A 22,729-nucleotide genomic window follows, 5' to 3' on the forward strand; every position below is an offset into this window, starting at 1 on the left:
CGCCCAGGCTCAAAGAGAGGCCGCCGTCCCGATCCAGGTGGCAAGAGCGACCGGATCGGGCGCCGCGCCGCCGGTGTCCCGGAGCGCGCGGTGGACGGCGAGGGCCACTTCGGGAGCGCGGAGCAGCGCCGCCCTGGCCGCGCCGTCCGGCAGAGTGAGGGCCAGCCCGGCCCAGGCGGCGATGTCGTCCGGGGCCCGGGCCAGCCGCCCGCGGTAGCCGCGCAGCGCGGCCGCCCGGTCGCCCATGACCCAGGCGAGGTCGGCCCCGTCCGGGGCGTCGTCGCCGCCCTTCCGGTCCCGGAGCCGTTCCGGTTCGGCGAACCGGAGCCTGGCGAGCGCCGTCCGCGCCACCGCCTCCGCGAGGGCGGGCTCGACCGAGGCGGGGGGCAGCTCCCGGGGCGGCGCCCCGCGCGTCCGCCAGGCCCGCGCCCACCGGGCGAGCCGCGCGGGTTCGGGCCGCAGATGGCGCATGCGGTACACAAGCCGGTGGTCGACGACCAGGTCCTCCGCCAGCCGCCGCGGCACGGGCGGGACCGGCTCCGCGAGCCAGCCGGCCAGCCGCTCCGCCGCCTGATCGAGGAAGCTCCGGCCCAGGGGCGTCAGCTCGGCGTGGGTGCGCAGCGTCTCCAGCCCGTGGGAGGTCTGCACCCGGCGGAGGGCGAACTCGAACGCGGCGGTGTCCTTGGCGGGCCCGTCCTCGGCCCGGTGCCGGCGGTCCTGCCAGAAGCCGGTCACGCCCAGGAACGCGTACACCCCCTGGAGCAGTCCGCGCAGCGGCCTCGGATCCGGCCGCCACGGCGCGTGGTGGACCTCCTCCCGGCCGCCCTCGATCAGGGGCACCAGGTCCATCAGGGCGCTGAGCTTGATGTGCTGGGCCTCGTGCACCAGCGCGGCGGCCAGGTCCGGCTCGGCCACGGGGGCGTTGATCAGGACGCAGCCGTAGGCCTCCGGGGACGAGGCGCTGAACGGGTCGGGCTGGGCCGCGTACGGTACGGGGACCACGGAGGCGACGCAGGCGGCGACCCCCGACGGGTCCACGTTGCGCTGCTCGGCGAGCAGCCGCCAGGCGCCCGCGAAACGTTCCTGCCAGCGTTCCCACGCGTCCTCGGAGAGCCGGTCCGGCGGTCTGCGGCGGAAGAAGTCGCGATAGGGGTCGACATCGTCGAGGAACGGCGAGCAGATGTGCCCCTGGTGGTCACCGTGCAACCGCCGGAGGCCGTACCACCCCGGGGCGTCCCCCGCGAAGCCGGAACCGGGCAGCGGCACCGTGTGCGGCCCGGCCACCACCACCGCCCCCTCCCCCGTGCCCACGACCTCGGCGAGGTCCGTGGCAGGGTCCGGCAGGAGAGCGAATCCCAGCGCGGGCAGCATCACCCCGCCGTCGCGCACCACGACCGCGATGCGGAAGTCGATGCCCGCGAGGAGGGCGGCCGAGGCCGCCACCGCGTACAGATAGCCGGTCTCGCTCCACAGCGGCGCGTCCGCCGCTTCCCGGCCGCGCAACAGCCGCAGGCACCGGCTGAGCCACACCCCGGTCTGCGGATGCAGCAACAGCCGCTCCACGGCGGCCGGGGAGCGGCGCTCGGCGCGTATCAGCAGTCGCCAGGCGTCGTCGACGGGGGGCAGCGGGCCGGGGAGGTCGGGATGTGCGGCGGCCACGTCGACCAGCGCCCGCAACAGCAGCATCGCGCGGCTGCGCTGACCGGATCTCAGCTCGGCAACCGATGCCGCGCTTCCCGAACCCGCGGCCAATTCGGTGAAGCACTCCGCCGATAAGTGATGGCGGGAGTCGGTCAACTCACGCAATTCTGTCCCGCATTGGCGGAATTGGCTGCCGTCGCCGGGTTTTGGACGGCACCGATCAGCCGCAGAGCCACCGCGGCGATCCCTTCGTCCCGGTCGAGGTCTTCCAGTGTCGCTCCCGAAAGGTCCAGCAGCGCCGTCTCGACCTCGGTCGCGACTCGCTCCATGACACCGCCCTCCTTAAGGACGTTCCACACCGGCTCACGTGAGGCATCCCTATGGTGACCTACCCCTATTGATTGCGAAAGGGTGAACACGGCCAGCGGACGCCCGGCTTGTCAAGATTTTCGGACACATCCGGCGCGCCCGCCGGGGGGCTCGGTATGCCACTGTCAGGTGCGCTTTCGGGGCCGTCAGGCGCCCTTTCCGGAGTGGATCGACTCGACCTCGAACACGCCGCCGCAGACGCGGAAGGAGCGCGCCGGCACCGTCATGGAGGTGTAGGAGTCCGGCGGGTAGGCCCGGATCCGGGCGGGGGTGCGCCAGCAGGGCTTGTCGGCCGTGCCCTCGTTGAGGGTGTGCAGCATCGCGGAGGCGCTGCCGCCGGGCGGCAGGGAGACCGTGGAGCGCGACGCGCCGCGCCGGGCGGCGGGGTCGCCGATCGCGGAGCCCGCGGAGTCCAGCAGCGAGACCCCGGGGAAGCCGGTGAGCGTGCAGGTGGCGGTGGACGTGTTGGTGAGCACCAGCGGCATGTAGACATTGCCCGCGCCCACGTCCTTGCGCCCGAGGGAAAGCTTGAGGCGCTCGGTGGGGCAAACGCGCTGGGCGCCCGGGCGCGACGCGGTGGTGTGCGCCACCGCCGCCGAGGACGCGGGGCGCGTCACGGCGCGCGTCGGGTCGGGATGCGAGGCGGACGTCACCGGCGCCGCGCGCCCGGTGTGCGCCGCCGACCGGGACGCCGCCGACTGGGTGACGGACGAGGCGGCCGGCTCACCGCCGTCCGGTGCGCCGGAGGAGCCGGGCGGCCCGGACCGCTGGTCCCCGGTGTCGGCGCCACAGGCCGTCACCACGGCCAGCGCGCCGACGGCCAGTGCGCATAAGCACCATGGCCGGGACCTCCGGGGCTTGGGCGTCGTCGTGTCGTTCCGTTGCGCCATGAGCGACCTCCCGGGGTCGTATCCGCTCTCTTTCGGCTCCCCCTTCCCCGCTTGGACGCCCTTATGTCTCCGGGACATTGATCGCATTCCCCGGCAATTCCTCACCCTCGCTCCACCCGGGCCCCGGTGACCGGGAAGCCACCGGGGGCCATCGGTCACATCACCAGGTGTGCCTTGCTGTGGGTGACTTCCTCGATGTCGCCGCCCGCCTTGCCGATCAGCCGGTGGGCCAGGTTGCTCAGCGCCCTCGCCGCCGCGATCTCCTCGCCGACCCGCGGCTGTGCCGGGTCGTCGGGGTTGCGGTTCGCGCGGCCCTGGGCGAGCATCTCGGTGCCGTCGTGCATCCGCAGCCGGATGACGGCTTCGGTCAGCGGACCGATCTCACGGAATTCCATCTGGATGTCGCATCCCACGATCGTCTCCATCACGATCACCTCCTGCGTCACCTTCCAGGATGCGCCTCCCCCCGCTGTCCAGTCGACCTGGTCAGCAGGTCCACCACCTCGGCGTCGCCGGTCTGGGAGAAGTCCTCGTACCACTCGCCGACGGCGGAGAAGTCCGGGGGCGTGGAGAGGCACACCACCTCGTCCGCGTCCTCGCGCAGCGACGCGACCGCGTCCGGCGGCGCCACCGGGACGGCCAGGACGGCCCGGGCCGCGCCCTGGGCGCGCGCGACCCGGCAGGCGGCGCGTGCGGTGGCGCCGGTCGCGATCCCGTCGTCCACGATGATCGCCGTACGGCCCTCCACCGGGATCCGCGGCCGGTCGCCGCGGAACCGCCGGGCCTGCCGGGTCAGCTCGGCCTGCTCGGTCCGCTCGACGTCGGCGATCTCTTCCTCGTCCGCCCGGCTCATCCGGATGATCGCCTCGTGGACGACCCGCACCCCGCCCTCGCCGATGGCGCCGAAGCCCAGCTCCCGGTGGAAGGGGACGCCGAGCTTACGGACGATGATCACGTCCAGCGGGGCGTTCAGCGCCCGGGCCACCTCGAAGGCCACCGGCACGCCGCCCCTCGGCAGCCCCAGCACCACGGGCTTCTCTTCGGCCAGCGGCCTCAGCCGCTCGGCGAGGCGCCGTCCGGCGTCCACCCGGTCAGTGAAGATCATCGCTCACCCCCGGCACGGGTTCCTCTCCTTCGAATCAAGCGGACAATGCCGCGGGCCGCAAACCGGCGGCGGCTCCGGCACCCTGGAGGCATGGAGCACGCCACAAAACGGGACGATTCCGGTTACCCCGTCTACGTTGAATCATTCGACTCCGACAGCCGCTACCGTCGGGTGCGGATTCGGGGGGTGGGGTGCGAACCCCTCGAGAAGGAAGAGTTCGCGCCGCGCGTCCGGCAGGTCTTCCCCGGCATCGACCTCGACGACCCGGATCAGGTCCACTGGGCCGACCGGCCCGGGCAGTGGCCGACGTGGCATCCGGGCGAGGCCTGAGCGCGCATGGGCGTCCTGATCGGCACCTCGGGGTGGCAGTACAAGGACTGGCGCGGTGTCCTCTACCCCGCGGGCTGCCCGCAGCGGCTGTGGCTGGAGGAGTACGCCAGGGGCTTCACCACGGTCGAGAGCAATAACGCGTTCTATCGGCTTCCCGAGCACGATCAGTTCGCCGCCTGGCGGGACCGCACACCCGGCGGGTTCGTGATGGCGCTCAAGGCCAGCCGCTATCTCACCCACATCAAGCGGCTGCGCGACCCGAAGGAGCCAATCGCGCGGCTGATGTCCCACGCGGAAGGTCTCGGCGACCGGCTGGGCCCGGTCCTCCTCCAGCTCCCGCCGACCCTGCGGGCCGACCCCGGCCTGCTGGACATCTGTCTGGCCTGCTTCCCGGCCGGTACCCGGGTGGCGGTCGAGCCGCGCCATGACTCCTGGTGGACCGAGGAGATCCGGGCGCTGCTGGAGCGCCACGGCGCCGCGCTGTGCTGGGCGGACGTGGGCTCGCGCCCGGCCGCCCCGCTGTGGCGGACCGCGGCGTGGGGGTACGTACGGTTCCACGGCGGCCGGGCCGAGCCCGCGCCGCGCTACGGCCGCCGGGCGCTCGCCACGTGGGCGCGCCGGGTGCGTGACACCTGGCCCGGCGAGGCCGACGTCTACGCGTACTTCAACAACGACACGGGCGGGGCGGCGATCCACGACGCCGTCGTCTTCGCCCGCGCCGTCGCCGGGCTGGGCCTCCCGGTCAGCCGTACGCCCGCGACGGCTGCTACTCCTTGACCGCGCCGCCCAGCATGCCCTCGATGAACCGGCGCTGGAGCGCCACGTAGACGACCACCACCGGCAGCGCGATCAGCACCGACGCCGCCGCGAGCAGCGCCGCGTCCGCGCTGTGCTGCCCCTGGAAGAAGGCGAGGCCGAGAGGGACGGTGCGATGGGCCTCGTCGCTGACCATCACCAGCGCCATCAGGAACTCGTTCCACGTCCACATGAAGGTGATGACGACCATGGTGGAGATCGCCGGGCGGCCCATCGGGACGAGCACCCGCCACAGCGTGGTCCAGCTGTTCGCCCCGTCGAGCCGGGCCGCCTCGATCACCGCCCGTGCGCTGCCCCGGAAGTACGTCCGCATCCAGAACACGCCGAACGCCAGCGACTGGGCGGTCTGCGGCAGGATCAACGCCCAGTAGGTGTCGGTGAGTCCGGCGTACCGCAGATCGAAGTAGAGCGGGACGACCAGAGCCTCCTGGGGCAGGGTCAGCCCGATCACGAAGAGGTAGAACAGCAGGGTGGAGCCGGGGAAGCGCATCACTCCGAAGGCGTACGCGGCGAGCACGGCCAGCACGGTGGTGGCCGCGACCACGACCGTGGTGACCAGGACCGAGTTGCCGAGGTAGGTGCCGAAGTGGCCGCGGCTCCAGGCATCGGCGAAGTTGCCCCAGTGGAGCCCGTCCCACGGAGCTGAGAACCCGGTGTCCAGGGAGCCCTGCGAGCCGAAGGCGGTGGCGAGGATACCGACCACCGGGACGAGCGAGAGGACGGCGAACAGGGTGAGGAGCGCGTAGGTGACGCCGCGTTCCAGGCGTGTGGTCATGCCCGCCGCCCTTCCACGAGCCGGGAGACCGTGACGGTCAGGGTGAAGATCAGGACCGTGAGGGCCACGCCGACGGCGGCGGCCGAGCCGACCTGGTTGGTCTCGAAGGCCCGGTGATACACCTCGTAGGCGGGTACGGAGGTGGCGTTCCCGGGGCCGCCGCTGGTCGTGACGTAGATGAGGTCGAAGTTGCGCAGGCCCGCGATGATGGTCAGGGTCAGCGCCACCGCGAGGTGCGGCCGCAAGGCCGGGAGGGTGACGGCGAAGAACTCCCGGACCGGCCCGGCGCCGTCCATCCGCGCCGCCTCGTACAGCTCGCGCGGGACGCGCTGGACCCCGGCGAGGAAGAGCACCATGCACAGCCCGGTGCCCACCCAGGTCCCGATGACCCCGACGGCGGGCAGCGCCCAGGTGTAGTCGCCGAGCCAGGGGCGGGCGAGCGAGCCGAGACCGACCGCGCGCAGGGTGTCGTTGAGCAGTCCGTCGGGGGCGAGGATGGACCGCCAGGCCACCGCGACCACGATGAGCGCCAGGACCTGCGGCAGGAACAGGACGGTGCGGAAGAAGGTCATGCCGTGGATCCGCACCCGGGACATCGCGGCCGCCAGCAGCAGCCCCATGGCCACCGGCAGGGCCGAGTAGAACACGAGCAGCAGCAGGGCGTGGGCGAACGGGGCGCGCAGCGCGGGGTCGCCGAACAGGTCGCGGTAGTTGTCGAAACCGGCCGGGGTGGCGGCGGTCAGCCCGTCCCAGTGGAGAAACGACAGCCACACCGACTGCCCGAAGGGGTAGAGCAGGAAGACGGCGTACACGAGCAGCGCGGGCAGGATGTAGAGGTAGCCGACGGCGCGCGGCTCACCGGGCGCCCGGCGGCGGTATTGCCTGGTCAGGGCGGTGGTCTTCATCGCGTCGCCGCCGCGTGGCGTTGCCGCTGTGTGCGCAGGAAGGCGCCGTAGTCCCGCTGCAGGGTTGCGGCCAGGTCGTCCGGGGAGGTCTTGCCGCTGACGACGCCCTGGAGGGCGGCCGAGAGAGTGTCGTAGAAGGTGGGGGTGGCGTAGTCGAGGTACGGGACGAGGCCGTCGGCTGCGCTGAGCCGCTTCCAGCCGTCGATCATCTGGCCGTCGACGGTGTCCGGGGCGACCTTGGCCGCGGCCGGGCCGGGGACGGCGGGCAGCACTCCGTGCCGGGTCATGACGTCCGAGGCGTGGGCGCTGGTGAGGAAGTCGAGGTAGGCGGCGGCCACTTCGGGGTGGCGGGAGCGGGAGGTGATGGACCAGGCGAGGCCCTGCCCGCCGGTGGTGACGGGGGCGCCGCCGGGCTTCGCGGGCGGCGGGGGCATGAGGCCGAGCTTGTCCCCCATCGTCTTCTTGAGGTCGGCCAGCAGCCAGGTGCCGGTCATCAGGTATGCGCCGTCGCCGGAGGCGAACTTCTTGGCCGCGTCGTCGTATCCGAGGCCGTTGGCGCCCTTCGGCAGATAGCCGCGCCTCATCCAGTCGGTGAGGGTCGCGGCAGCCTCCTTGGTGGCCGCGGTGCCGAAGCCGGTACCGCGGCCGAGGACGGTGTCCCGGACCGCGGCGGCGGCGTACTGGTCCTGGAGCACCCCGAAGGTGTGGATCGCGGGATACTTGTCGAGGTTGCCGAACTGGACGGGCAGTTCGCCCCGCTCCTTGAGCCGGGCGAGCCCCTCGGTGAACTCTCCCCAGGTCTTCGGCGGTTTCAGGCCCGCCTTCCGCAGCAGGTCCTTGTTGTAGTAGAGGCCGACGAACTCGCCGGTCTGGGAGATGCCGTAGAGCCGTCCGCGGCCGAAATCGGTGCCGTCGACGGAGACCCGGTTGAGGCCCAGGAGGGTGTTCGGGTAGCGGGTGTTCCAGTCGTAGATCCCGGCGTAGTTGTCGAGCGGGGCGAGCAGCCCGGCGCGGACGAAGGACACCATGTCCGGGTAGCCCTGGTTGGCCTGGATGACGTCGGGCGGGTTGTTGCCGGAGACGGCGAGCTTGAGCGTGGTCTTCAGATCGGTGAAGCTCCGCGCCACCCGCTTGATCCGCACATTGGGGTACTTCTTCTCGAACTCCCGGTTCAGCTGGGTGATTTCGCCGTTCGTGCCGCCGCGGATCTCCTGGTCCCACACGGTCAGCGTGGTCTTTCCGGCCGATCCCGGGTCGGGTACGGCGGTGGCCGCGCCGGTCCCGGATCCGGCGGCCCCCGAGCCGTCGGTGCCGGGCACACAGCCCGCGGCGAGCAGGGTGGCGCCGAGGGCGAGGGCGACGGGTAAGGCGCGTGGTGGGGGCCGGTGGCGCGCCCCGCTGCGGGGACATCCCATGCGGTTCTCCTTCGGGCGGGCGTCGTGCGGCGGGCGTCGTGCGGCAAGTACGCGTCGTACGGGCGTCAGGCCCCGCGGGCGTCGGCCGCCCGGAAGCCGATGGTGGGCAGGGCCCGCAGCCGGGGCCAGTCGCGCACCCCGGCCGGGATCAGGCCGTCCAGGAAGCGGTAGCGCGCCACCAGCTCGCGGTCCGCCGATTGGGCCGTACGGTCCCACCACGCGGCCACCTCGGCCCAGCCGGGCGCGGCGAGCGAGCCGCCGAAGTGCTGGACGGAGAGGGCGGCGGTGAGGTTGGCGAAGGCGAGCCGGTCGGCGAGCGGCCAGCCCGCGAGCGTTCCGGTCATGAAACCGGCGATGAACACGTCGCCCGCTCCGGTGGGGTCGAGCGCTTCCACCGCGAGGCCCGGCACCTCGGCGCTCTCCCCGGTGAGGGAGTCGATGCCGACCGCGCCCCCGGCGCCCCGGGTGACCACCGCGATCGGCACCAGCTCGGCCAGGGCGCGCGCCGCCCGCTCGGGCGTGTCGGTGCGGGTGTAGCGCTGTGCCTCGGTGGCGTTGGGCAGGAAGGCGTGGGTGTACGGCAGGTCGGGCAGGGCGGCGAGGTCCCAGCGGCCGGACTCGTCCCAGCCGACATCGCCGAAGATCTTGGCTCCCTGGGCGTGCGCCTGGCGCACCCAGTCCTCCTGGCGGCCCGGCTCGTAGGCGGTCACACAGGCCCGGGAGCGGGGCGGCGCGGCCCGGGTGGCGGGCGGCGGCGCGGGGTGCTCGTGGGTGACCATGGTGCGCTCGCCCTCGTAGGCCATGGACACGGTGACCGGTGAGTGCCAGCCGGGGACGCGCCGGGAGTGGGTGAGGTCGACGCCCTCGGCGTGCGCCAGGCTCTCCCAGCAGTAGTCCCCGTAGACGTCGGCGCCGAAGGCCGCGGCGAGGGTGGTGTGCAGGCCGAGCCGGGCCAGCGCGGTGGCCATGTTGGCGATGCCGCCGGGGCTGGAGCCCATGCCGCGGGCCCAGGACTCGGTGCCGCGCACCGGGGCGTGGTCGAGGCCGGTGAAGATGATGTCCAGGAAGACGGTGCCGGTGAGGTAGACGTCGTGCTCGGGGTCGCCCGGGGTGCGCAGCGCGGCGAGCGGGTCGATCGGCTGTATCGGACCGGGGGCTGCGGACGTGGGGCTCACCGGCGCGCCTTTCCTTGTTCGTCATGACGTCGGATGAGCGACACCATGCACCTCGGAGAGGCGTTGTGCAAGAGGTCGGTCATAGTCGCGCAGACTCGCTCACCTGGAGTACGTTGCCACCATGCTGCGAGAGACCCGCCACGAGAAGCTGCTGAGCATCCTCGGCGAGCAGGGCGTACTGCCGATCGGGGAGATCGCCAAGCGTCTGGAGATCAGCGAGGCCACGGCCCGCCGGGACCTCGCCGAACTGGGCCGGGCCGGCCGGCTGACGCGGGTCTACGGCGGCGCGGTGGCCGCGCCCACCCCGGACGAGGAGCGCCCGTTCGGCGAGGTGGCGGTCGACGAACCGGAGGAGAAGGCGGCCGTGGCCCGGCGCGCGGCGGAGCTGGTCGTGGACGGCGATGTGCTGCTGCTCGACATCGGCACCACGACCCTGCACCTGGCCAGGCTGCTGCGCGGCCGTCCGATCACCATCGTGACCAGCAATCTGGCGATCTACGACGAGCTGCGCGACGACCCCGAGGTGACGCTTATCCTCCTCGGCGGGCAGGTGCGCGCCAACTACCGTTCCGTGGTCGGCTTCCTCACCGAGTCCAACATCCGGCAGCTGCGGGTGGGCCGGCTCTTCCTGGGCGCGAGCGGGGTGCTGTCCGACGGCAGCGTGCTGGACAGCACGCATGTGGAGGTGCCCGTCAAGCGGGCCATGCTCGCCTCGGCCCGGGAGGTGGTGCTGCTGGTCACGGCGGGCAAGTTCCCGGGCGACACCGGGCTGGCCCGGGTCTGCGGCCCGCGGGAGATCGACACCCTGATCACCAACAAGACCGCCGATCCGGCGACGCTCGATGTGTTCCGCGAGGCCGATGTGGAGGTAGTGACCGTATGAGGCTGACTGTGCTGGGTGGCGGCGGTTTCCGGATGCCGCTGGTGTACCGGGCCCTGCTGGAGGACACCGGGGACGCCGCCGGGCGCTGCACCGAGCTGGTGCTGTACGACACCGACCGGCACCGGCTGGACGCCATCGGCGCGGTCCTGGCCGAGCAGGCGAAGGACCGCCCCGCCGCCCCCGTGGTGCGGGCCACCACCGACCTCGACGACGCGCTGCGCGGCAGCGACTTCGTGTTCTCCGCGATCCGGGTCGGCGGTCTGGAGGGCCGTGCCCGCGATGAGCGGATCCCGCTCGGCGAGGGCGTCCTCGGGCAGGAGACCGTCGGCGCGGGCGGGGTGCTGTACGGGCTGCGCACCCTGCCGGTGGCGACGCGCATCGCCGAGCGGATCGCCGCCGTGGCCCCGGACGCCTGGGTCATCAACTTCACCAACCCCGCGGGCATGGTCACCGAGGCGATGCGGCGGGTACTGGGCGACCGCGTCATCGGCATCTGCGACTCGCCGGCCGGGCTGTGCCGCCGGGCGGCGCGGGCCCTGGGCGCGGATCCGGACCGGGCCGTCTACGACTACGTGGGCCTGAACCACCTCGGCTGGCTGCGGGGCGTGGTGGTGGACGGCCGGGACCGGATGCCCGAGCTGCTGGCCGACGCCGGAGCGCTGGAGTCCTTCGAGGAGGGCAAGCTGTTCGGGGCGGAGTGGCTGCGGACCCTGGGCGCGCTGCCCAACGAATATCTGCACTACTACTACTTCAACCGCGAGGCGGTGGCCTCCATCCTGCTGGCCCCGGCCACCCGGGGGGAGTTCCTGCGCGAGCAGCAGGCCCGGTTCTACGAGACGGCCCGCACCGCCGACGGCGGGGCGTTCGCGGCCTGGGAGCGGACCCGGCTGGAGCGCGAGGTGACGTACCTGGCCGAGAGCCGGGAGGCCACCGGCGGCTGGGAGCGCGACTCCTGCGATCTGGACGGCGGGGGTTACGAGCGGATCGCGCTGGCCATGATGCGGGCCATCGCCCGCGACGAGCGCACCACGATGATCCTCAACGTCGCCAACCGCACGGCCGTCCCCGGGCTGGACGCGGACGCGGTGGTGGAGGTGCCCTGTCTGGTGGACGCGTGCGGGGCGCGCCCTCTGGCCACCGGTGCGGTGGCTCCGGACCAGCTGGGGCTGATGCTGTCGCTGAAGGCGGTCGAGCGCTCGACGATCGAGGCGGCTGAGGCGACCGGCGCGGCCGGGGCCGGTGGCACCGCCGCCGCCCGGAGCGCGGCCCTGCGCGCCCTCGCGCTGCATCCGCTGGTCGACTCGGTCCATGTGGCGAGCCGGATTCTCGACGCCTCGGGGCTGCCGGCGACGGCGTAGCACATGTCCGAACGGGCTTTCCCTAGACCCTGATCGCGCCCGAACGGGCTCCGTTTCGGCCAACTTTTCGAAAGCGGGCACGAAACGGGCCCGCCCCGCGCCGATTCAGGCGTCCGCGTTCCTCGCCGCGTGCCCGCTTACCGGATCCGACCTGCTGAGATAACGTTCGTGAAACGGGCACATCCGGTCATGATCTGTCCCGTGCCAAGCCTGGCCACCCCGGTTGCGTGCTTGTAAAACTTCTCGCCAAGCCCGAAGAAGAAGCAGGTGATGCGGTGTGGACGCGGAGGAACGCCGTCGGGGGATCCTCGACATGGCGCGGCGTGCCGGGGTCGTCGACGTCGGCAAGCTCGCGGCGGACCTCGGAGTGTCCAAGGAGACGGTGCGCCGCGATCTGCGGGTGCTGGAGCAGCACGGTCTGGTCCGGCGCACCCATGGCGGCGCGTACCCCGTGGAGAGCGCCGGTTTCGAGACCACCCTCGCGTTCCGCACCACCATGCACGTCCCGGAGAAGTCGCGGATCGCGACCGCGGCCGCCGAGCTGCTGGGCGATGCCGAGACGGTCTACATCGACGAGGGCTTCACCCCGCAGCTGATCGCCGAGGCCCTGCCCCGGGACCGGCCGCTCACCGTGATCACCGCGTCCCTCGCGACCGCGAGCGGGCTCGCCGGCCGCGAGAACACCACGGTGCTGCTCCTGGGCGGCCGGGTCCGCGGCGGCACGATGGCCACCGTCGACCACTGGGCCACGCACATGCTGTCCGGCTTCGTCATCGATCTGGCGTTCATCGGCGCCAACGGCATCTCCCGGCAGTACGGGCTCACCACCCCTGATCCGGCGGTCAGCCAGGTCAAGGCGCAGGTGGTCCGGGTGTCCCGGCGCAAGGTGTTCTCCGGGGTGCACACCAAGTTCGGGGCGGTCAGCTTCTGCCGGTTCGCCGACGTGTCCGACTTCGAGACGATCGTGACCGACACCGGGCTGCCCGTGACCGAAGCCCATCGGTATTCGCTGCTGGGCCCGCAGATCCTCCGGGTCTGACCCCACCGTCCCCCTTCCCGTCCCCACGTCTCCCTCTCCCACGTCCCTCCGATTGGACCCGTTATGCCAGTCCTGACACTTCGTGCTGCCCGGATACCGGTCGTGGCCCTGGCCGCGGGCGCGCTCCTCGCGGGGTGCGCCGGTATGGGCGGCGGCAGCTCCGGCGGCAACACCATCAATGTGCTGATGGTGAACAACCCGCAGATGATGGATTTGCAGAAGCTGACCGCGAAGCATTTCACCAAGGAAACGGGCATCAAGGTCAAGTTCACGGTGCTGCCGGAGAACGATGTCCGCGACAAGATCAGTCAGGACTTCTCCAATCAGGCCGGGCAGTACGACGTCGCCACCATCAGCAATTTCGAGGTGCCGTTCTACGCCGAGAACAGCTGGCTGATGCCGCTGGACGACCATGTCGCCAAGGACAAGGCGTTCGACCAGAAGGACATTCTTCCGCCGATGCGAGAGTCCCTGACCGCCGGTGACGGCCAGTTGTACGGGGAGCCCTTCTACGGCGAGTCGTCGTTTCTGATGTACCGCAAGGATATTTTCGCCGAGAAGCATCTGAAGATGCCCGAGCGGCCCACCTGGAAGCAGGTGGCGGATCTCGCGGCCAAGGCCGACGGCGCCCGCAAGGGCATGAACGGCATCTGTCTGCGCGGGCTGCCCGGCTGGGGCGAGCTGATGGCCCCGCTCACCACGGTCGTCAACACCTTCGGCGGCACCTGGTTCACCAAGGACTGGAAGGCCCGGCTGACCTCGCCGGAGTTCGTCAAGGCGACCAAGTTCTATGTCGACCTGGTGCGCAAGCACGGTGAGGCCGGTGCCTCCCAGTCCGGCTTCGCCGAGTGCCTCAACAACCTCACCCAGGGCAAGAGCGCCATGTGGTACGACGCCACCTCGGCCGCCGGGTCGCTGGAGGGCGCCAAGTCCCCCGTCAAGGGCAAGATCGGCTATGTCCAGGCGCCGGTGGAGAAGACCGAGAGCTCGGGCTGGCTCTACACCTGGGCGTGGGGCATCCAGAAGGCCTCGCGCAACTCCGACAAGGCGTGGAAGTTCATCTCCTGGGCCTCCAGCAAGAAGTACGAGAACCTGGTCGGCAAGACGTTCGGCTGGTCCAACGTGCCCGCGGGCAAACGGGCCTCGACCTACGCCAATCAGGACTACCGCGATTCCGCCGGCGCCTTCTCCGAGGTCACCCGGAAGGCCATCACCAGCGCCAAGCCGCGCGACCCCGGGGTGCAGGAGCGGCCGACCATGGGCATCCAGTTCGTCGACATCCCCGAATTCGCGGATCTCGGCACCAAGGTCGCCCAGGAGATCAGCGCCGCCATCGCCGGGAAGCAATCCGTCGACGAAGCATTGAAGACGTCGCAGAAGCTGGCCGAGAAGGTGGGCGAGGAGTACCGAGATGAGTAATCCGACAACGGCGGTCCCCGTTCGCGGCGAGCGCCCACCGACCGTGGCCGCCGCGTCCCCCAACAGCGGCCGGCCGCCGAGGAACCGGGCCAGGGAGTGGGCCACCCGGGCACCGCTGATGCCCGCGCTGATCTTCCTGATCGTGGTCACCCAGCTGCCGTTCGTGGCGACGCTGGTGATCTCCCTCTTCGACTGGAACTCCTTCCGCCCCGACAAGCGTGAATTCGCGGGGCTGGAGAACTACAAGACGGTGGCGAGCGACGCCGCGCTGCGCGAGTCGATCCTCACCACCGTGCTGCTGACCGCCACCGTGGTCATCATCAGCGTGGTGCTGGGGCTGGCGCTGGCGCTGCTGCTGGACCGCAAGTTCCGCGGCCGGGGGCTCGTCCGCACGATGCTCATCGCGCCGTTCCTGCTGGTGCCGGTGGCCTCGGCGCTGCTGTGGAAGCATGCGCTGTACAACCCCGAGTACGGGCTGTTCAACGGCGTCCTGAACTGGCTGGGCGGGCCCCAGCCGGAATGGCTCAGCGATATGCCGCTGATGGCCGTGGAGGCGTCGCTGATCTGGCAGTGGACACCGTTCATGATGCTCATCCTGCTGGCCGGGCTGCAGAGCCGGCCGCTGGACATGATCGAGGCGGCCCGGCTGGACGGCGCGGGCAACTGGCAGATCTTCCGCTTTCTGACCCTGCCCCATCTGCGGCGCTATCTGGAGCTGGGCACCCTGCTCGGGTCGATCTACATCGTGCAGAACTTCGACGCCGTGTTCACCCTGACCCGCGGCGGTCTCGACACCGCCAACCTGCCCTACACCATCTACGAAACCTTCTACAACGCCCACGAGTACGGGCTGGCATCGGCGGCGGGTGTGCTGGTCGTGATCGGCACGATCATCATCGCCACCTTCGCGCTGCGCGTGGTGTCGTCCCTCTTCCGTGAGGAGGTGTCCCGCGCATGACCACCCTGACCGCCCCCGCGGCCATCACCGCGGTTCCGCCGGCCGCCCGGCGGGCCCGGCGCCGCGGTACCGCGCTCGCCCTGCTGGCCTGGTTCATCGGCATCCTGTTCGTCCTGCCGGTCCTGTGGATGCTGCTCACCTCGTTCCACTCCGAGAGCGACGCCGCCACCAATCCGCCCTCGCCGGCCGCCCCGTTGACCCTCGACGGCTACAAGGCGTTCTTCGGCGTGGACGGCGGGGCCAGCCCCTGGCCCGCGCTGCTCAACTCGCTGGGCACGTCCCTCTTCTCCACTCTCTTCGTGCTGGTGCTGGCGCTTCCGGCCGCGTACGCGCTGTCGATCCGGCGGGTCCGCAAGTGGACCGACGTGATGTTCTTCTTCCTGTCCACCAAGATGCTGCCGGTGGTGGCCGGGCTGCTGCCGGTGTATCTGTTCGCGAAGAACACCGGCTTCCTGGACAACGTGTGGCTGCTCGTCATCCTCTACACGTCGATGAATCTGCCGATCGCCGTGTGGATGATGCAGTCCTTCCTCGCCGACATCCCGGTGTCCATCATCGAGGCCGCGCAGATGGACGGGGCCCGGCTGCCGACCATCCTGGCCCGGGTGGTGGCCCCGATCGCGGGCCCGGGCATCGCCGCCACCTCGCTGATCTGCTTCATCTTCAGCTGGAACGAAATGCTGTTCGCCCAGGTGCTCACCGGCGTGGTCGCCCAGACCGCACCGGCCTTCCTGACCGGCTTCGTCACCAGCCAGGGGCTGTTCCTGGCCCAGGTGTGCGCCGCGTCGATCGTCATCTCCCTGCCGGTGCTGGCCGCGGGGTTCGCCGCCCAGGACAAACTCGTCCAGGGCCTGTCGCTAGGAGCAGTCAAATGAGGGCCGCCGTCATCGAAGCACCCGGCAAGGTCACCGTCGCCACGGTCGCCGATCCGGCCCCGGGGCCCCGCGAGGTCGTCGTCGACGTGGCGGCCTGTGGGCTGTGCGGAACCGATCTGCACATCCTGCAGGGGGAGTTCGCGCCCACCCTGCCGATCGTGCCCGGCCATGAGTTCGCCGGGGAGGTCGTGGGCATCGGCAAGGACGTCACCGAGGTGGCGGTCGGCGACCGCGTCGCCGTCGACCCCTCCCTGCACTGCCACGAATGCCGCTACTGCCGCATCGGCCGGGGCAACCTGTGCGACAACTGGAACGCCATCGGAGTCAGCGTCCCCGGCGGCGCCGCCGAGTTCGCCGTCGCGCCGGTGGCCAACTGCGTACGGCTCCCCGAGCACGTGGACGTCGGCGACGCGGCCCTGATCGAGCCGCTGTCCTGCGCGGTGCGCGGCTACGACGTTCTCCATGGCAATCTGGGCGCCGAAGTGCTCATCTACGGCTCCGGCACCATGGGGCTGATGATGCTGGAGCTGGCCAAGCGGACCGGCGCCACCAGCGTCGACGTCCTCGACGTCAACCCCGAGCGGCTGTCCACCGCCAAGACCCTCGGCTGCTCCCGGGCCGCGGCCTCGGCCGACGAACTCGACCAGTCGCGCGGCTGGGACGTGGTCATCGACGCCACCGGCAACCAGGCCGCCATCCAGGACGGTCTCGGCCGGGTCGCCAAGGCGGGCACCTTCCTGCAGTTCGGGGTCTCCGACTACGCGACCCGGGCCACCATCGAGCCGTACAAGATCTACAACCAGGAGATCACCATCACCGGCTCCATGGCGGTGCTGCACAGCTACGAACGCGCTGCCGGGCTCTTCGCCTCCGGTGTCCTCGACCCGAAGATCTTCATCAGCCACCGGATGCCGCTCGCCGAGTATCCCGAGGCGCTGGAGCAGTTCCGCTCCGGCCAGGGCCGCAAGATCGTGGTCGAGCCGTAACCGTGTGTGGTTGACGGCCCAGGTCCGGTACCACCAGGCTTGGGCCGCGACGATCACGGTGGACGGGAGGCGGCGGATGGGCAGGGGCGACGCGTTAGTGGTGGGTGGCGGCCTGGCGGGAACCCTGGCCGCCGCCGCGCTCATCGGCCACGCGGACACGGTCACCATCGTGGAGCGCGATCGCTACCCGGAGCAGCCCGTCTTCCGCAAGGGCGTCCCCCAGGGGCGCCATCTGCATGTCTTCCTCAGCGGCGGCTGCCGGGCCCTGGAAGAGCTGCTCCCCGGAGCGACGTCGGAGCTGCGGGCGGCGGGCGCGCGGCTGCTGGAGGCGCCGCGCGATGTGATCACCCGGGCCTCCAACGGCTGGCACCGCCGGTTCCACGAGGGCAGACACACCATGATCAGCTGCACCCGTCCGCTCTTCGACACCACCGTACGGACGAGCGTGCTGGCCCGGGCCGCGGGCTCCGGGACCCGGGTGGAGGTGCTGCAGGCCACCGAGGCCATCGGACTGCTCGGCGGCGCGGACCGGGTGACCGGCGTGCGGCTGCGCTCGCGCGACACCGGGCGCGCCGAGCGGGAGCTCTCCGCCGATCTGGTCGTCGACGCCTCGGGGCGCGGCTCGCGGACCCCGAGGTGGCTGGACGAACTGGGCCGCCGAGCACCGCGCGAGGAGATCGTCGACGCCGGAATCGGCTACTCCACGCAGATGTTCCGACCCGCCGAGCCGCTGGACATGTCCGTGGTCATCCAGCCGCGCCCCGGCTGCCCCCGTGGCGCGGCCTGGTCCCCGGTCGAGGGCGGCAACTGGCTGCTGACCCTCGCCGGTGTGCGCGGACATCATCCGCCGACCGAGGGGCCTGCCGTGCTCGATTTCGTACAGGCCCTCGGCGCGCCCGAGTTGTACGAGCACCTGCGCACCTGCGAGCCGGTGTCCCCGCCGTACGGCTTCCGCGACACCTCCAACCGCCGCCGCCACTACGACGCGCCGGGCGGGGTACCGGAGGGGTTCGTCGTGGTCGCGGACGCCGCCTGTACGTTCAACCCAATCTACGGGCAGGGGATGTCCGTCGCCGCGCTGAGCGGGCTGGCGCTGCGTGGCGCCCTGGCCGACGGCGGGGTGCGCCCCGGCCTCGCGGCCGCCGCCCAGCGCGCCGTCGCCCGGGCGGGCGACACCGCCTGGCTGACCGCCATCGGCGCGGACCGCCCGTACGCGGCGGGCTCGGACACCACGCCGCCGGGCGCCGCCGAGCGGGTGCAGACCTGGTACTTCGGACGGCTGGCGGACCGGGCGGCCGTCGACCCCGTGGTCGGCGCCGCGTTCCGCGACATCACCCACCTGGCCGCGCCGCCGTCCCGTCTGCTCTCCCCCGCCGTCGCCCTGCGGACGGTGCTGCTCCCCCGGGCCCGGGGCCTGGCTTCCCCGCCCTTGCGGGTCGAGCCGTAGCCCCGGCGTCGAGCCGTAGCCCCGGCGGGGGCCCCGGTCGGGGTCAGGCGGTGGCGTCGCGGAGGTGGGCCGCCGCGGCCTGTTCCAGGTGGACCAGGTCGCAGCTGACCGTGGCGAACGTGAAGCCCTGGGCCAGCCGCTTGGCGGCCGTGGCGCCGTCCGGGCAGTGGATTCCGGCCGCGATCCCGGCCGCCTCCGCGGCCTGCGCGACCTTCGCCAGGGCCGCGTCGAACCGTTCCGCCACCGAGGTGTCCGTGGAGGTGCGGCCGCCGAGGGCGATCGTGAGGTCGGACGGGCCGATGTAGACGCCGTCCAGCCCCTCCGTCGCGCAGATCTCCTCCGTGTTGCCCAGCGCCTCCGCCGTTTCGATCATCACGACGCAGGCGACCTGCTCGTTCGCCTCGGCCGGGACGGGGCCGACGCGCAGGCCGGAGCGCATCGGGCCGTAGCTGCGGACGCCGAGCGGGGGGTAGCGGCAGGCGCTCACCGCGGCGGCGGCCTGCTCGGCGGTGTTGACCAGGGGGACGATGACGCCGCGGGCGCCCGCGTCCAGGGCCTGGCCGATCCAGAAGCCGTCGTTGGCGGGGACGCGCACCATTCCGGCGGCGGTGCCGCGGGCGTCGATGGCGGTCATCGCTCCGAGCGTGCCCTTGTAGTCGAGCAGACCGTGCTGGGCGTCGACGCAGATGTAGTCGTAGCCGAGCCCGGCCAGCCGCTCGGTGCCGACGGGGTTGTCGAGGACGACCCAGTAGCCGAGGATCCGCTCACGTGCGCGGAGCCGGGATGCGAAGTCGGCGGGGGAAGTGTTCATGGTCTGGAGCTTCTCTCGATTTCTCTGGTCGGGTCGATAGGGGGCGTAGGGAAGGAACGTCACACCACGGGGTTCACCGGGTCCTCGCCGCGCAGCACCCGCACCACGTCCGCGGCCACGGCGCTGCCCATCGCGGCGTTCGCCTGGTGGGTGAAGGCCGAGCAGTGCGGGGTGAGCACCGTGTTCGGCGCGGTGAGCAGCGGGTTTCCGGCGGGGGGCTCGGTGGCGAACACGTCGATTCCGGCCGCCGCGATGTGTCCGCTGTGGAGCAGTTCGGCGAGGGCGCCCTCGTCGACGAGCCCGCCCCGCGCGGTGTTGATCACGCAGGAGCCGGGTTTCATGGCTTCCAGCCGGGCACGGCCCAGCAGGGGCCCGCCGGAGGGCATGGGCAGATGCAGGGTGACGGCGTCGCTCAGGGCGAGCAGGTCGTCCAGGGGTACGGAGCGTACGCCCTGCTCGGCGAAAACGCCCTCCGGCAGATGCGGGTCGTAGGCGACGATCTCCATGTCGAAGCCCCGGGCGCGCCGGGCGACGGCCTGCCCGATCCGGCCGAAGCCGACGATGCCGAGCGTGCGACCGGCCAGTTCGGGACCGAAGAAGCGGTCCCAGCGGCCGCCGGTGACGGAGGCGTGGGCGGGCACGATCCGGCGTACGGCGGCCAGCAGCAGGGCCACGGCCATGTCGGCGACGGCGGTGGTGTTGGTGCCGGGCGCGTTGACCACCCGTACACCGCGCGCGGCGGCCGCGGTGAGGTCGATGTTGTCGACGCCGACCCCGTGCTTGGCGATGACCTTCAGCCCGGGGGCCGCGTCGAGGACGGCCGCCGTCACGGGGTCGAGCCCGACGACGAGGGCGTCCGCGCCCGCCGCCTCGTCGATCAGCTGCGCCTGCGCCAGCGGATGCGCGGCGCGCGCGGTGCGCACCGGGACACCGGCCTGCTCGAACACCTCCCAGGGGGCCCGGGAGTGCTGGCCGAAGCTCGGCGTGGTCACCAGGACGTCGTGTCCCATGGTCTGGCTCAACTCCCCATCCCGAGGCCGAAGACATCGAGGACCGAATAGATTCCGAGTGCGCCGATGGCCGCGCTGCTCAGCACGAGTGCGCAGTTCAGCGCGGGATTGCGGCGGAAGCGCGGGGCCACCTCGGTGGCGCGCAGATGCCATACGGCGATGACGACCGCGACCAGGAAGACGCCGCCCGCGATCCCCCCGGCCTGCACCATCAGCACCGGCTCCTGGATGTAGAGGAAGCTGGCGGCCCACAGCGGCGGCAGTACGACGGTGAGCACGCGGATGGCGCGCTTGCGGGTGGTGACGTTCTTCCAGTCGAGCAGGCCGAGCAGGCCGAGGGTGTTGGTCCACAGCCGGGGCACGCTCGCGGTGGAGGCGATGATCGTCGAGTAGAGGACGGCGATGGCACCGGCCAGGAAGAGGGACTTGCCCCAGGGGCCGAGGGTGTCGGTGTACATCCGGGACAGGGTGCTGATCATCTCGTTGCCCTCGGGCACCAGGCCCTGCCGGTGCAGGATGGCCGCGCCGATGACGTAGAAGGACAGCGTGCACAGGGTGCAGATGAGCCAGGAGACGAGGGCGTCGGTCCGCATGACCCGGATCCAGCCCTCGGCGCGCTTGGCCCGCGCCTCGGTGCCGTCGTCCGGGCCGGTCCAGCGCGCGTAGCCCTTCTCCAGACACCAGTAGGTGTACGTGGTCATCTCATCGGCGCCGACCCCGGTGATGCCGAACATGGCGACGGCGAAGCCGAGGGTGCCGGCCGGGATGGAGAGGGTCAGCCCGGAGCCCAGGTCCGCGCCACTGTAGGGGAACTCGGTCCAGGGCAGTCCCACGGCGAGGGCGACCGTGGAGAGCGTGAAGATCACGACGGTGATGAACCCGGCCTTCTCCACCAGCCCGTAGCGGTTGGTGTACATCAGGGCGACGACGGAGACGATCACGATGACGGTCCACGCCGTGAGCGAGGTGCGGCCCAGCGGGTCGCCGCCGATCGGGGCGAGGATGCTGAACGCCGCCGCCGCGCCGCCGATCATGCCGCCGCGCTGGAGCATCTTGGCGAAGTCCATCAGGATCCACAGCACGTTGATCCAGCCGACCCGGCCGACTCGGGGCGCGACCTGGCTGTACCCGGCCAGCGCGGTCTTGCCGGTGAGGATGGTCCAGCGGGCCAGCTCCATCTGCACCCACACCTTGACCAGCGCGCTCGCGATCACCAGCCACAGCAGGACGAATCCGGCCTTGGCGCCGAGCGAGGTGGTGGTGATCAGTTCACCGGAGCCGACCACCGCCGCGGAGAGGATCATGCCGGGCCCGAGGCGCTTGACGGTGCCCTTGAGGTCGCTCGGCGGCTCCAGGACGTCGCGCGCCCGCAGTGCGTACGGATCGTCGGACGCGGGTTCGCTGCCCGCTCCGACGTCGACCGGCACACTCTCCGCCTTCATGGACCCTCCCGTTACATGCGTGTTGTGAGCGGAACGCTCGCATGCTTGCACGTAACACGCAAGAGTCTGGCCCATACCCGCGACGAAACAGCGCGGAATGCGCAGACTGATAGGGTGCTCCCCCAGTCACGCAGAGTCGCGGGGAGTCGCGGAGAGGATGGCAGGCGAAAATGACATCCAACGGGGAGGGTCAGCGGCGACTGCGCGCCGCTGACCGCCGGGAACTGATCGCCCGCACGATCCGGACCGATGGCACGGTCGTCGTCGAGGAGCTGGCGCGCTCACTGGAGGTGACCCCCTCCACCATCCGCCGGGACCTCGCCCTGCTCACCGAGCAGGGCACCATCGCCCGCACCTACGGCGGCGCCATGAGCGCGGGACACACCGCCGAGCCGACGCTCGGGCAGCGCAGCGGGCTCGCGGTGGCCGAGAAGGACCGCATCGGCCGGTGGGCGGCCGCCCGGATCGGGCAGGGCGACACCGTCATCCTGGACGCGGGCACCACCACCGGCCGGCTCGCCCACCATCTGCGCGCCCGCACCGAACTCACCGTCATCACCAGTGGACTGACCGCGCTGCGCGCGCTGGCCGAGGTGGACGGCATCGAGCTGATCACGCTCGCGGGGACGCTGCGCCACGTCAGCCAGGGCTTCGTCGGCCCGCTCGCCGAACTCGCCCTGTCCCGGCTCACCGCGGACAAGGTCTTCCTGGGCGCCGACGGGCTCGACGCGCGGCGAGGCATATGCGAGGCCAGTCTGCACCAGACCTCGCTGAAGGAGATGATGGCCGACCGCGGCCGGGAGGTGTTCGTGCTCGCCGACAGCAGCAAGCTGGGCCAGTCCCCGTTCACCGCGTGGGCCCCGCTGGACGGGCCCTGGACGCTGGTCACCGACGACGGCGCCACCGATGACCAGCTCGCGCCGTTCCGCGCCCTCCGCGACACGGAAGTGATCACCGTATGAGAACGGGTGGGGGGGGCGGGGGGGCTCCGCGGCCGCGCCCCCCCCCCGCACACCCCGGCCCCCCCCCCGGCCGGTGTTGGGGGGCGCCGGGGGCCGCGCGGCTGGGCACGCGCCCGGG

The 22,729-nt window shown here is 71.8% G+C and carries 22 protein-coding genes and 1 pseudogene; 11 read left to right on the forward strand and 12 right to left on the reverse strand.

Features of this window, described 5'->3' with window-relative positions; translation table 11 throughout:
* Positions 1–9: 9 nt before the first annotated feature.
* The 5 genes and pseudogenes from ACFZCY_RS15725 to ACFZCY_RS15745 form a co-directional block, all read right to left on the reverse strand.
* Positions 10–1,797, reverse strand: a complete 1,788-nt coding sequence (locus ACFZCY_RS15725; protein WP_391172954.1) for an aKG-HExxH-type peptide beta-hydroxylase — start codon at positions 1,795–1,797, stop codon at positions 10–12.
* Positions 1,794–1,970, reverse strand: a complete 177-nt coding sequence (locus ACFZCY_RS15730) for a hypothetical protein (protein ID WP_391172957.1) — start codon at positions 1,968–1,970, stop codon at positions 1,794–1,796. Before ACFZCY_RS15730 ends, ACFZCY_RS15725 begins: the two co-directional genes overlap by 4 nt.
* Positions 1,971–2,156: 186 nt before the next feature.
* The gene (locus ACFZCY_RS15735; protein ID WP_391172960.1) at positions 2,157–2,900 is read right to left on the reverse strand and encodes a DUF4232 domain-containing protein; all 744 of its coding nucleotides are present in this window, start codon (positions 2,898–2,900) and stop codon (positions 2,157–2,159) included.
* A 155-nt stretch (positions 2,901–3,055) separates the two neighbouring features.
* The gene (locus ACFZCY_RS15740; protein WP_391172963.1) at positions 3,056–3,346 is read right to left on the reverse strand and encodes a dsRBD fold-containing protein; all 291 of its coding nucleotides are present in this window, start codon (positions 3,344–3,346) and stop codon (positions 3,056–3,058) included.
* A gap of 17 nt (positions 3,347–3,363) precedes the next feature.
* Positions 3,364–4,005 (reverse strand): annotated as a pseudogene (locus ACFZCY_RS15745) (phosphoribosyltransferase); the annotation flags it as partial.
* A gap of 90 nt (positions 4,006–4,095) precedes the next feature.
* Here ACFZCY_RS15745 and ACFZCY_RS15750 point away from each other — a divergent pair.
* Complete coding sequence (locus ACFZCY_RS15750; protein WP_391172966.1) at positions 4,096–4,335, forward strand: hypothetical protein; 240 nt, start codon at positions 4,096–4,098, stop codon at positions 4,333–4,335.
* 6 nt (positions 4,336–4,341) lie between these two features.
* Positions 4,342–5,112, forward strand: coding sequence for a DUF72 domain-containing protein (locus tag ACFZCY_RS15755; protein ID WP_391172969.1), 771 nt, complete (start codon positions 4,342–4,344; stop codon positions 5,110–5,112).
* Here the strand turns inward: ACFZCY_RS15755 and ACFZCY_RS15760 are convergent.
* From ACFZCY_RS15760 to ACFZCY_RS15775, 4 genes are all read right to left on the reverse strand, one after another.
* Positions 5,102–5,926 (reverse strand): ABC transporter permease subunit, encoded by an 825-nt coding sequence (locus ACFZCY_RS15760; protein WP_391172972.1) that lies wholly within the window; start codon positions 5,924–5,926, stop codon positions 5,102–5,104. The two genes, ACFZCY_RS15755 and ACFZCY_RS15760, sit on opposite strands and share 11 nt — an antisense overlap.
* Entirely contained in the window at positions 5,923–6,831 is a 909-nt protein-coding gene (locus ACFZCY_RS15765) for an ABC transporter permease subunit (protein ID WP_391172976.1), read from the reverse strand. Before ACFZCY_RS15765 ends, ACFZCY_RS15760 begins: the two co-directional genes overlap by 4 nt.
* Positions 6,828–8,246 carry an extracellular solute-binding protein gene (locus tag ACFZCY_RS15770; RefSeq protein WP_391172979.1) on the reverse strand — a complete coding sequence of 473 codons (1,419 nt, stop codon included), beginning with the start codon at positions 8,244–8,246 and terminating at the stop codon, positions 6,828–6,830. Before ACFZCY_RS15770 ends, ACFZCY_RS15765 begins: the two co-directional genes overlap by 4 nt.
* A gap of 65 nt (positions 8,247–8,311) precedes the next feature.
* Positions 8,312–9,421, reverse strand: a complete 1,110-nt coding sequence (locus tag ACFZCY_RS15775; protein WP_391172982.1) for a PfkB family carbohydrate kinase — start codon at positions 9,419–9,421, stop codon at positions 8,312–8,314.
* 121 nt (positions 9,422–9,542) lie between these two features.
* On the opposite strand from ACFZCY_RS15775, the gene ACFZCY_RS15780 reads away from it, so the two are divergent.
* The 8 genes from ACFZCY_RS15780 (at position 9,543) to ACFZCY_RS15815 (ending at position 18,386) form a co-directional block, all read left to right on the forward strand.
* Complete coding sequence (locus ACFZCY_RS15780; protein WP_391172984.1) at positions 9,543–10,304, forward strand: DeoR family transcriptional regulator; 762 nt, start codon at positions 9,543–9,545, stop codon at positions 10,302–10,304.
* Complete coding sequence (locus ACFZCY_RS15785; RefSeq protein WP_391172987.1) at positions 10,301–11,662, forward strand: 6-phospho-beta-glucosidase; 1,362 nt, start codon at positions 10,301–10,303, stop codon at positions 11,660–11,662. The genes ACFZCY_RS15780 and ACFZCY_RS15785 overlap by 4 nt, the downstream gene beginning before the upstream one ends.
* A 277-nt stretch (positions 11,663–11,939) precedes the next feature.
* On the forward strand, positions 11,940–12,701 hold the full coding sequence (locus tag ACFZCY_RS15790; protein WP_361487705.1) for a DeoR/GlpR family DNA-binding transcription regulator: 762 nt from the start codon (positions 11,940–11,942) through the stop codon (positions 12,699–12,701).
* Positions 12,702–12,764: 63 nt separating this feature from the next.
* Positions 12,765–14,120: an extracellular solute-binding protein gene (locus ACFZCY_RS15795; protein WP_391172992.1), complete on the forward strand. Its 1,356-nt coding sequence runs from the start codon at positions 12,765–12,767 to the stop codon at positions 14,118–14,120.
* Positions 14,113–15,078 (forward strand): ABC transporter permease subunit, encoded by a 966-nt coding sequence (locus ACFZCY_RS15800; RefSeq protein WP_391172995.1) that lies wholly within the window; start codon positions 14,113–14,115, stop codon positions 15,076–15,078. Before ACFZCY_RS15795 ends, ACFZCY_RS15800 begins: the two co-directional genes overlap by 8 nt.
* On the forward strand, positions 15,075–15,953 hold the full coding sequence (locus ACFZCY_RS15805) for an ABC transporter permease subunit (protein ID WP_391172998.1): 879 nt from the start codon (positions 15,075–15,077) through the stop codon (positions 15,951–15,953). The genes ACFZCY_RS15800 and ACFZCY_RS15805 overlap by 4 nt, the downstream gene beginning before the upstream one ends.
* Complete coding sequence (locus tag ACFZCY_RS15810; RefSeq protein WP_391173001.1) at positions 15,950–16,939, forward strand: alcohol dehydrogenase catalytic domain-containing protein; 990 nt, start codon at positions 15,950–15,952, stop codon at positions 16,937–16,939. The genes ACFZCY_RS15805 and ACFZCY_RS15810 overlap by 4 nt, the downstream gene beginning before the upstream one ends.
* A gap of 76 nt (positions 16,940–17,015) precedes the next feature.
* Positions 17,016–18,386 carry an NAD(P)/FAD-dependent oxidoreductase gene (locus ACFZCY_RS15815; RefSeq protein WP_391173670.1) on the forward strand — a complete coding sequence of 457 codons (1,371 nt, stop codon included), beginning with the start codon at positions 17,016–17,018 and terminating at the stop codon, positions 18,384–18,386.
* A 43-nt stretch (positions 18,387–18,429) separates the two neighbouring features.
* Here the strand turns inward: ACFZCY_RS15815 and ACFZCY_RS15820 are convergent, their stop codons facing one another.
* Genes ACFZCY_RS15820 through ACFZCY_RS15830 form a run of 3 tightly spaced genes read right to left on the reverse strand, consistent with a single transcriptional unit; the run spans position 18,430 to position 21,649 of the window.
* Positions 18,430–19,197 carry an aldolase/citrate lyase family protein gene (locus tag ACFZCY_RS15820; RefSeq protein WP_391173005.1) on the reverse strand — a complete coding sequence of 256 codons (768 nt, stop codon included), beginning with the start codon at positions 19,195–19,197 and terminating at the stop codon, positions 18,430–18,432.
* A gap of 59 nt (positions 19,198–19,256) precedes the next feature.
* Positions 19,257–20,207 carry an NAD(P)-dependent oxidoreductase gene (locus ACFZCY_RS15825; protein ID WP_391173007.1) on the reverse strand — a complete coding sequence of 317 codons (951 nt, stop codon included), beginning with the start codon at positions 20,205–20,207 and terminating at the stop codon, positions 19,257–19,259.
* Positions 20,208–20,215: 8 nt separating this feature from the next.
* Positions 20,216–21,649 (reverse strand): Nramp family divalent metal transporter, encoded by a 1,434-nt coding sequence (locus ACFZCY_RS15830; protein WP_391173010.1) that lies wholly within the window; start codon positions 21,647–21,649, stop codon positions 20,216–20,218.
* Between the two features lie 170 nt (positions 21,650–21,819).
* Here ACFZCY_RS15830 and ACFZCY_RS15835 point away from each other — a divergent pair, with 170 nt between their 5' ends.
* Positions 21,820–22,611 (forward strand): DeoR family transcriptional regulator, encoded by a 792-nt coding sequence (locus ACFZCY_RS15835; protein WP_391173014.1) that lies wholly within the window; start codon positions 21,820–21,822, stop codon positions 22,609–22,611.
* Positions 22,612–22,729: the final 118 nt, after the last annotated feature.

This window comes from Streptomyces sp. NPDC007983 (assembly GCF_042958345.1).
Lineage (GTDB): Bacteria > Actinomycetota > Actinomycetes > Streptomycetales > Streptomycetaceae > Streptomyces.

Bases quoted from the DNA above. Each gene is read 5' to 3' on its own strand.
- ACFZCY_RS15730 (WP_391172957.1), bottom strand. From the start codon at position 1,970: ATGGAGCGAGTCGCGACCGAGGTCGAGACGGCGCTGCTGGACCTTTCG.
- ACFZCY_RS15735 (WP_391172960.1), bottom strand. From the start codon at position 2,900: ATGGCGCAACGGAACGACACGACGACGCCCAAGCCCCGGAGGTCCCGG.
- ACFZCY_RS15750 (WP_391172966.1), top strand. From the start codon at position 4,096: ATGGAGCACGCCACAAAACGGGACGATTCCGGTTACCCCGTCTACGTT.
- ACFZCY_RS15755 (WP_391172969.1), top strand. From the start codon at position 4,342: ATGGGCGTCCTGATCGGCACCTCGGGGTGGCAGTACAAGGACTGGCGC.
- ACFZCY_RS15760 (WP_391172972.1), bottom strand. From the start codon at position 5,926: ATGACCACACGCCTGGAACGCGGCGTCACCTACGCGCTCCTCACCCTG.
- ACFZCY_RS15765 (WP_391172976.1), bottom strand. From the start codon at position 6,831: ATGAAGACCACCGCCCTGACCAGGCAATACCGCCGCCGGGCGCCCGGT.
- ACFZCY_RS15770 (WP_391172979.1), bottom strand. From the start codon at position 8,246: ATGGGATGTCCCCGCAGCGGGGCGCGCCACCGGCCCCCACCACGCGCC.
- ACFZCY_RS15780 (WP_391172984.1), top strand. From the start codon at position 9,543: ATGCTGCGAGAGACCCGCCACGAGAAGCTGCTGAGCATCCTCGGCGAG.
- ACFZCY_RS15785 (WP_391172987.1), top strand. From the start codon at position 10,301: ATGAGGCTGACTGTGCTGGGTGGCGGCGGTTTCCGGATGCCGCTGGTG.
- ACFZCY_RS15795 (WP_391172992.1), top strand. From the start codon at position 12,765: ATGCCAGTCCTGACACTTCGTGCTGCCCGGATACCGGTCGTGGCCCTG.
- ACFZCY_RS15800 (WP_391172995.1), top strand. From the start codon at position 14,113: ATGAGTAATCCGACAACGGCGGTCCCCGTTCGCGGCGAGCGCCCACCG.
- ACFZCY_RS15805 (WP_391172998.1), top strand. From the start codon at position 15,075: ATGACCACCCTGACCGCCCCCGCGGCCATCACCGCGGTTCCGCCGGCC.
- ACFZCY_RS15810 (WP_391173001.1), top strand. From the start codon at position 15,950: ATGAGGGCCGCCGTCATCGAAGCACCCGGCAAGGTCACCGTCGCCACG.
- ACFZCY_RS15815 (WP_391173670.1), top strand. From the start codon at position 17,016: ATGGGCAGGGGCGACGCGTTAGTGGTGGGTGGCGGCCTGGCGGGAACC.
- ACFZCY_RS15820 (WP_391173005.1), bottom strand. From the start codon at position 19,197: ATGAACACTTCCCCCGCCGACTTCGCATCCCGGCTCCGCGCACGTGAG.
- ACFZCY_RS15825 (WP_391173007.1), bottom strand. From the start codon at position 20,207: ATGGGACACGACGTCCTGGTGACCACGCCGAGCTTCGGCCAGCACTCC.
- ACFZCY_RS15830 (WP_391173010.1), bottom strand. From the start codon at position 21,649: ATGAAGGCGGAGAGTGTGCCGGTCGACGTCGGAGCGGGCAGCGAACCC.
- ACFZCY_RS15835 (WP_391173014.1), top strand. From the start codon at position 21,820: ATGACATCCAACGGGGAGGGTCAGCGGCGACTGCGCGCCGCTGACCGC.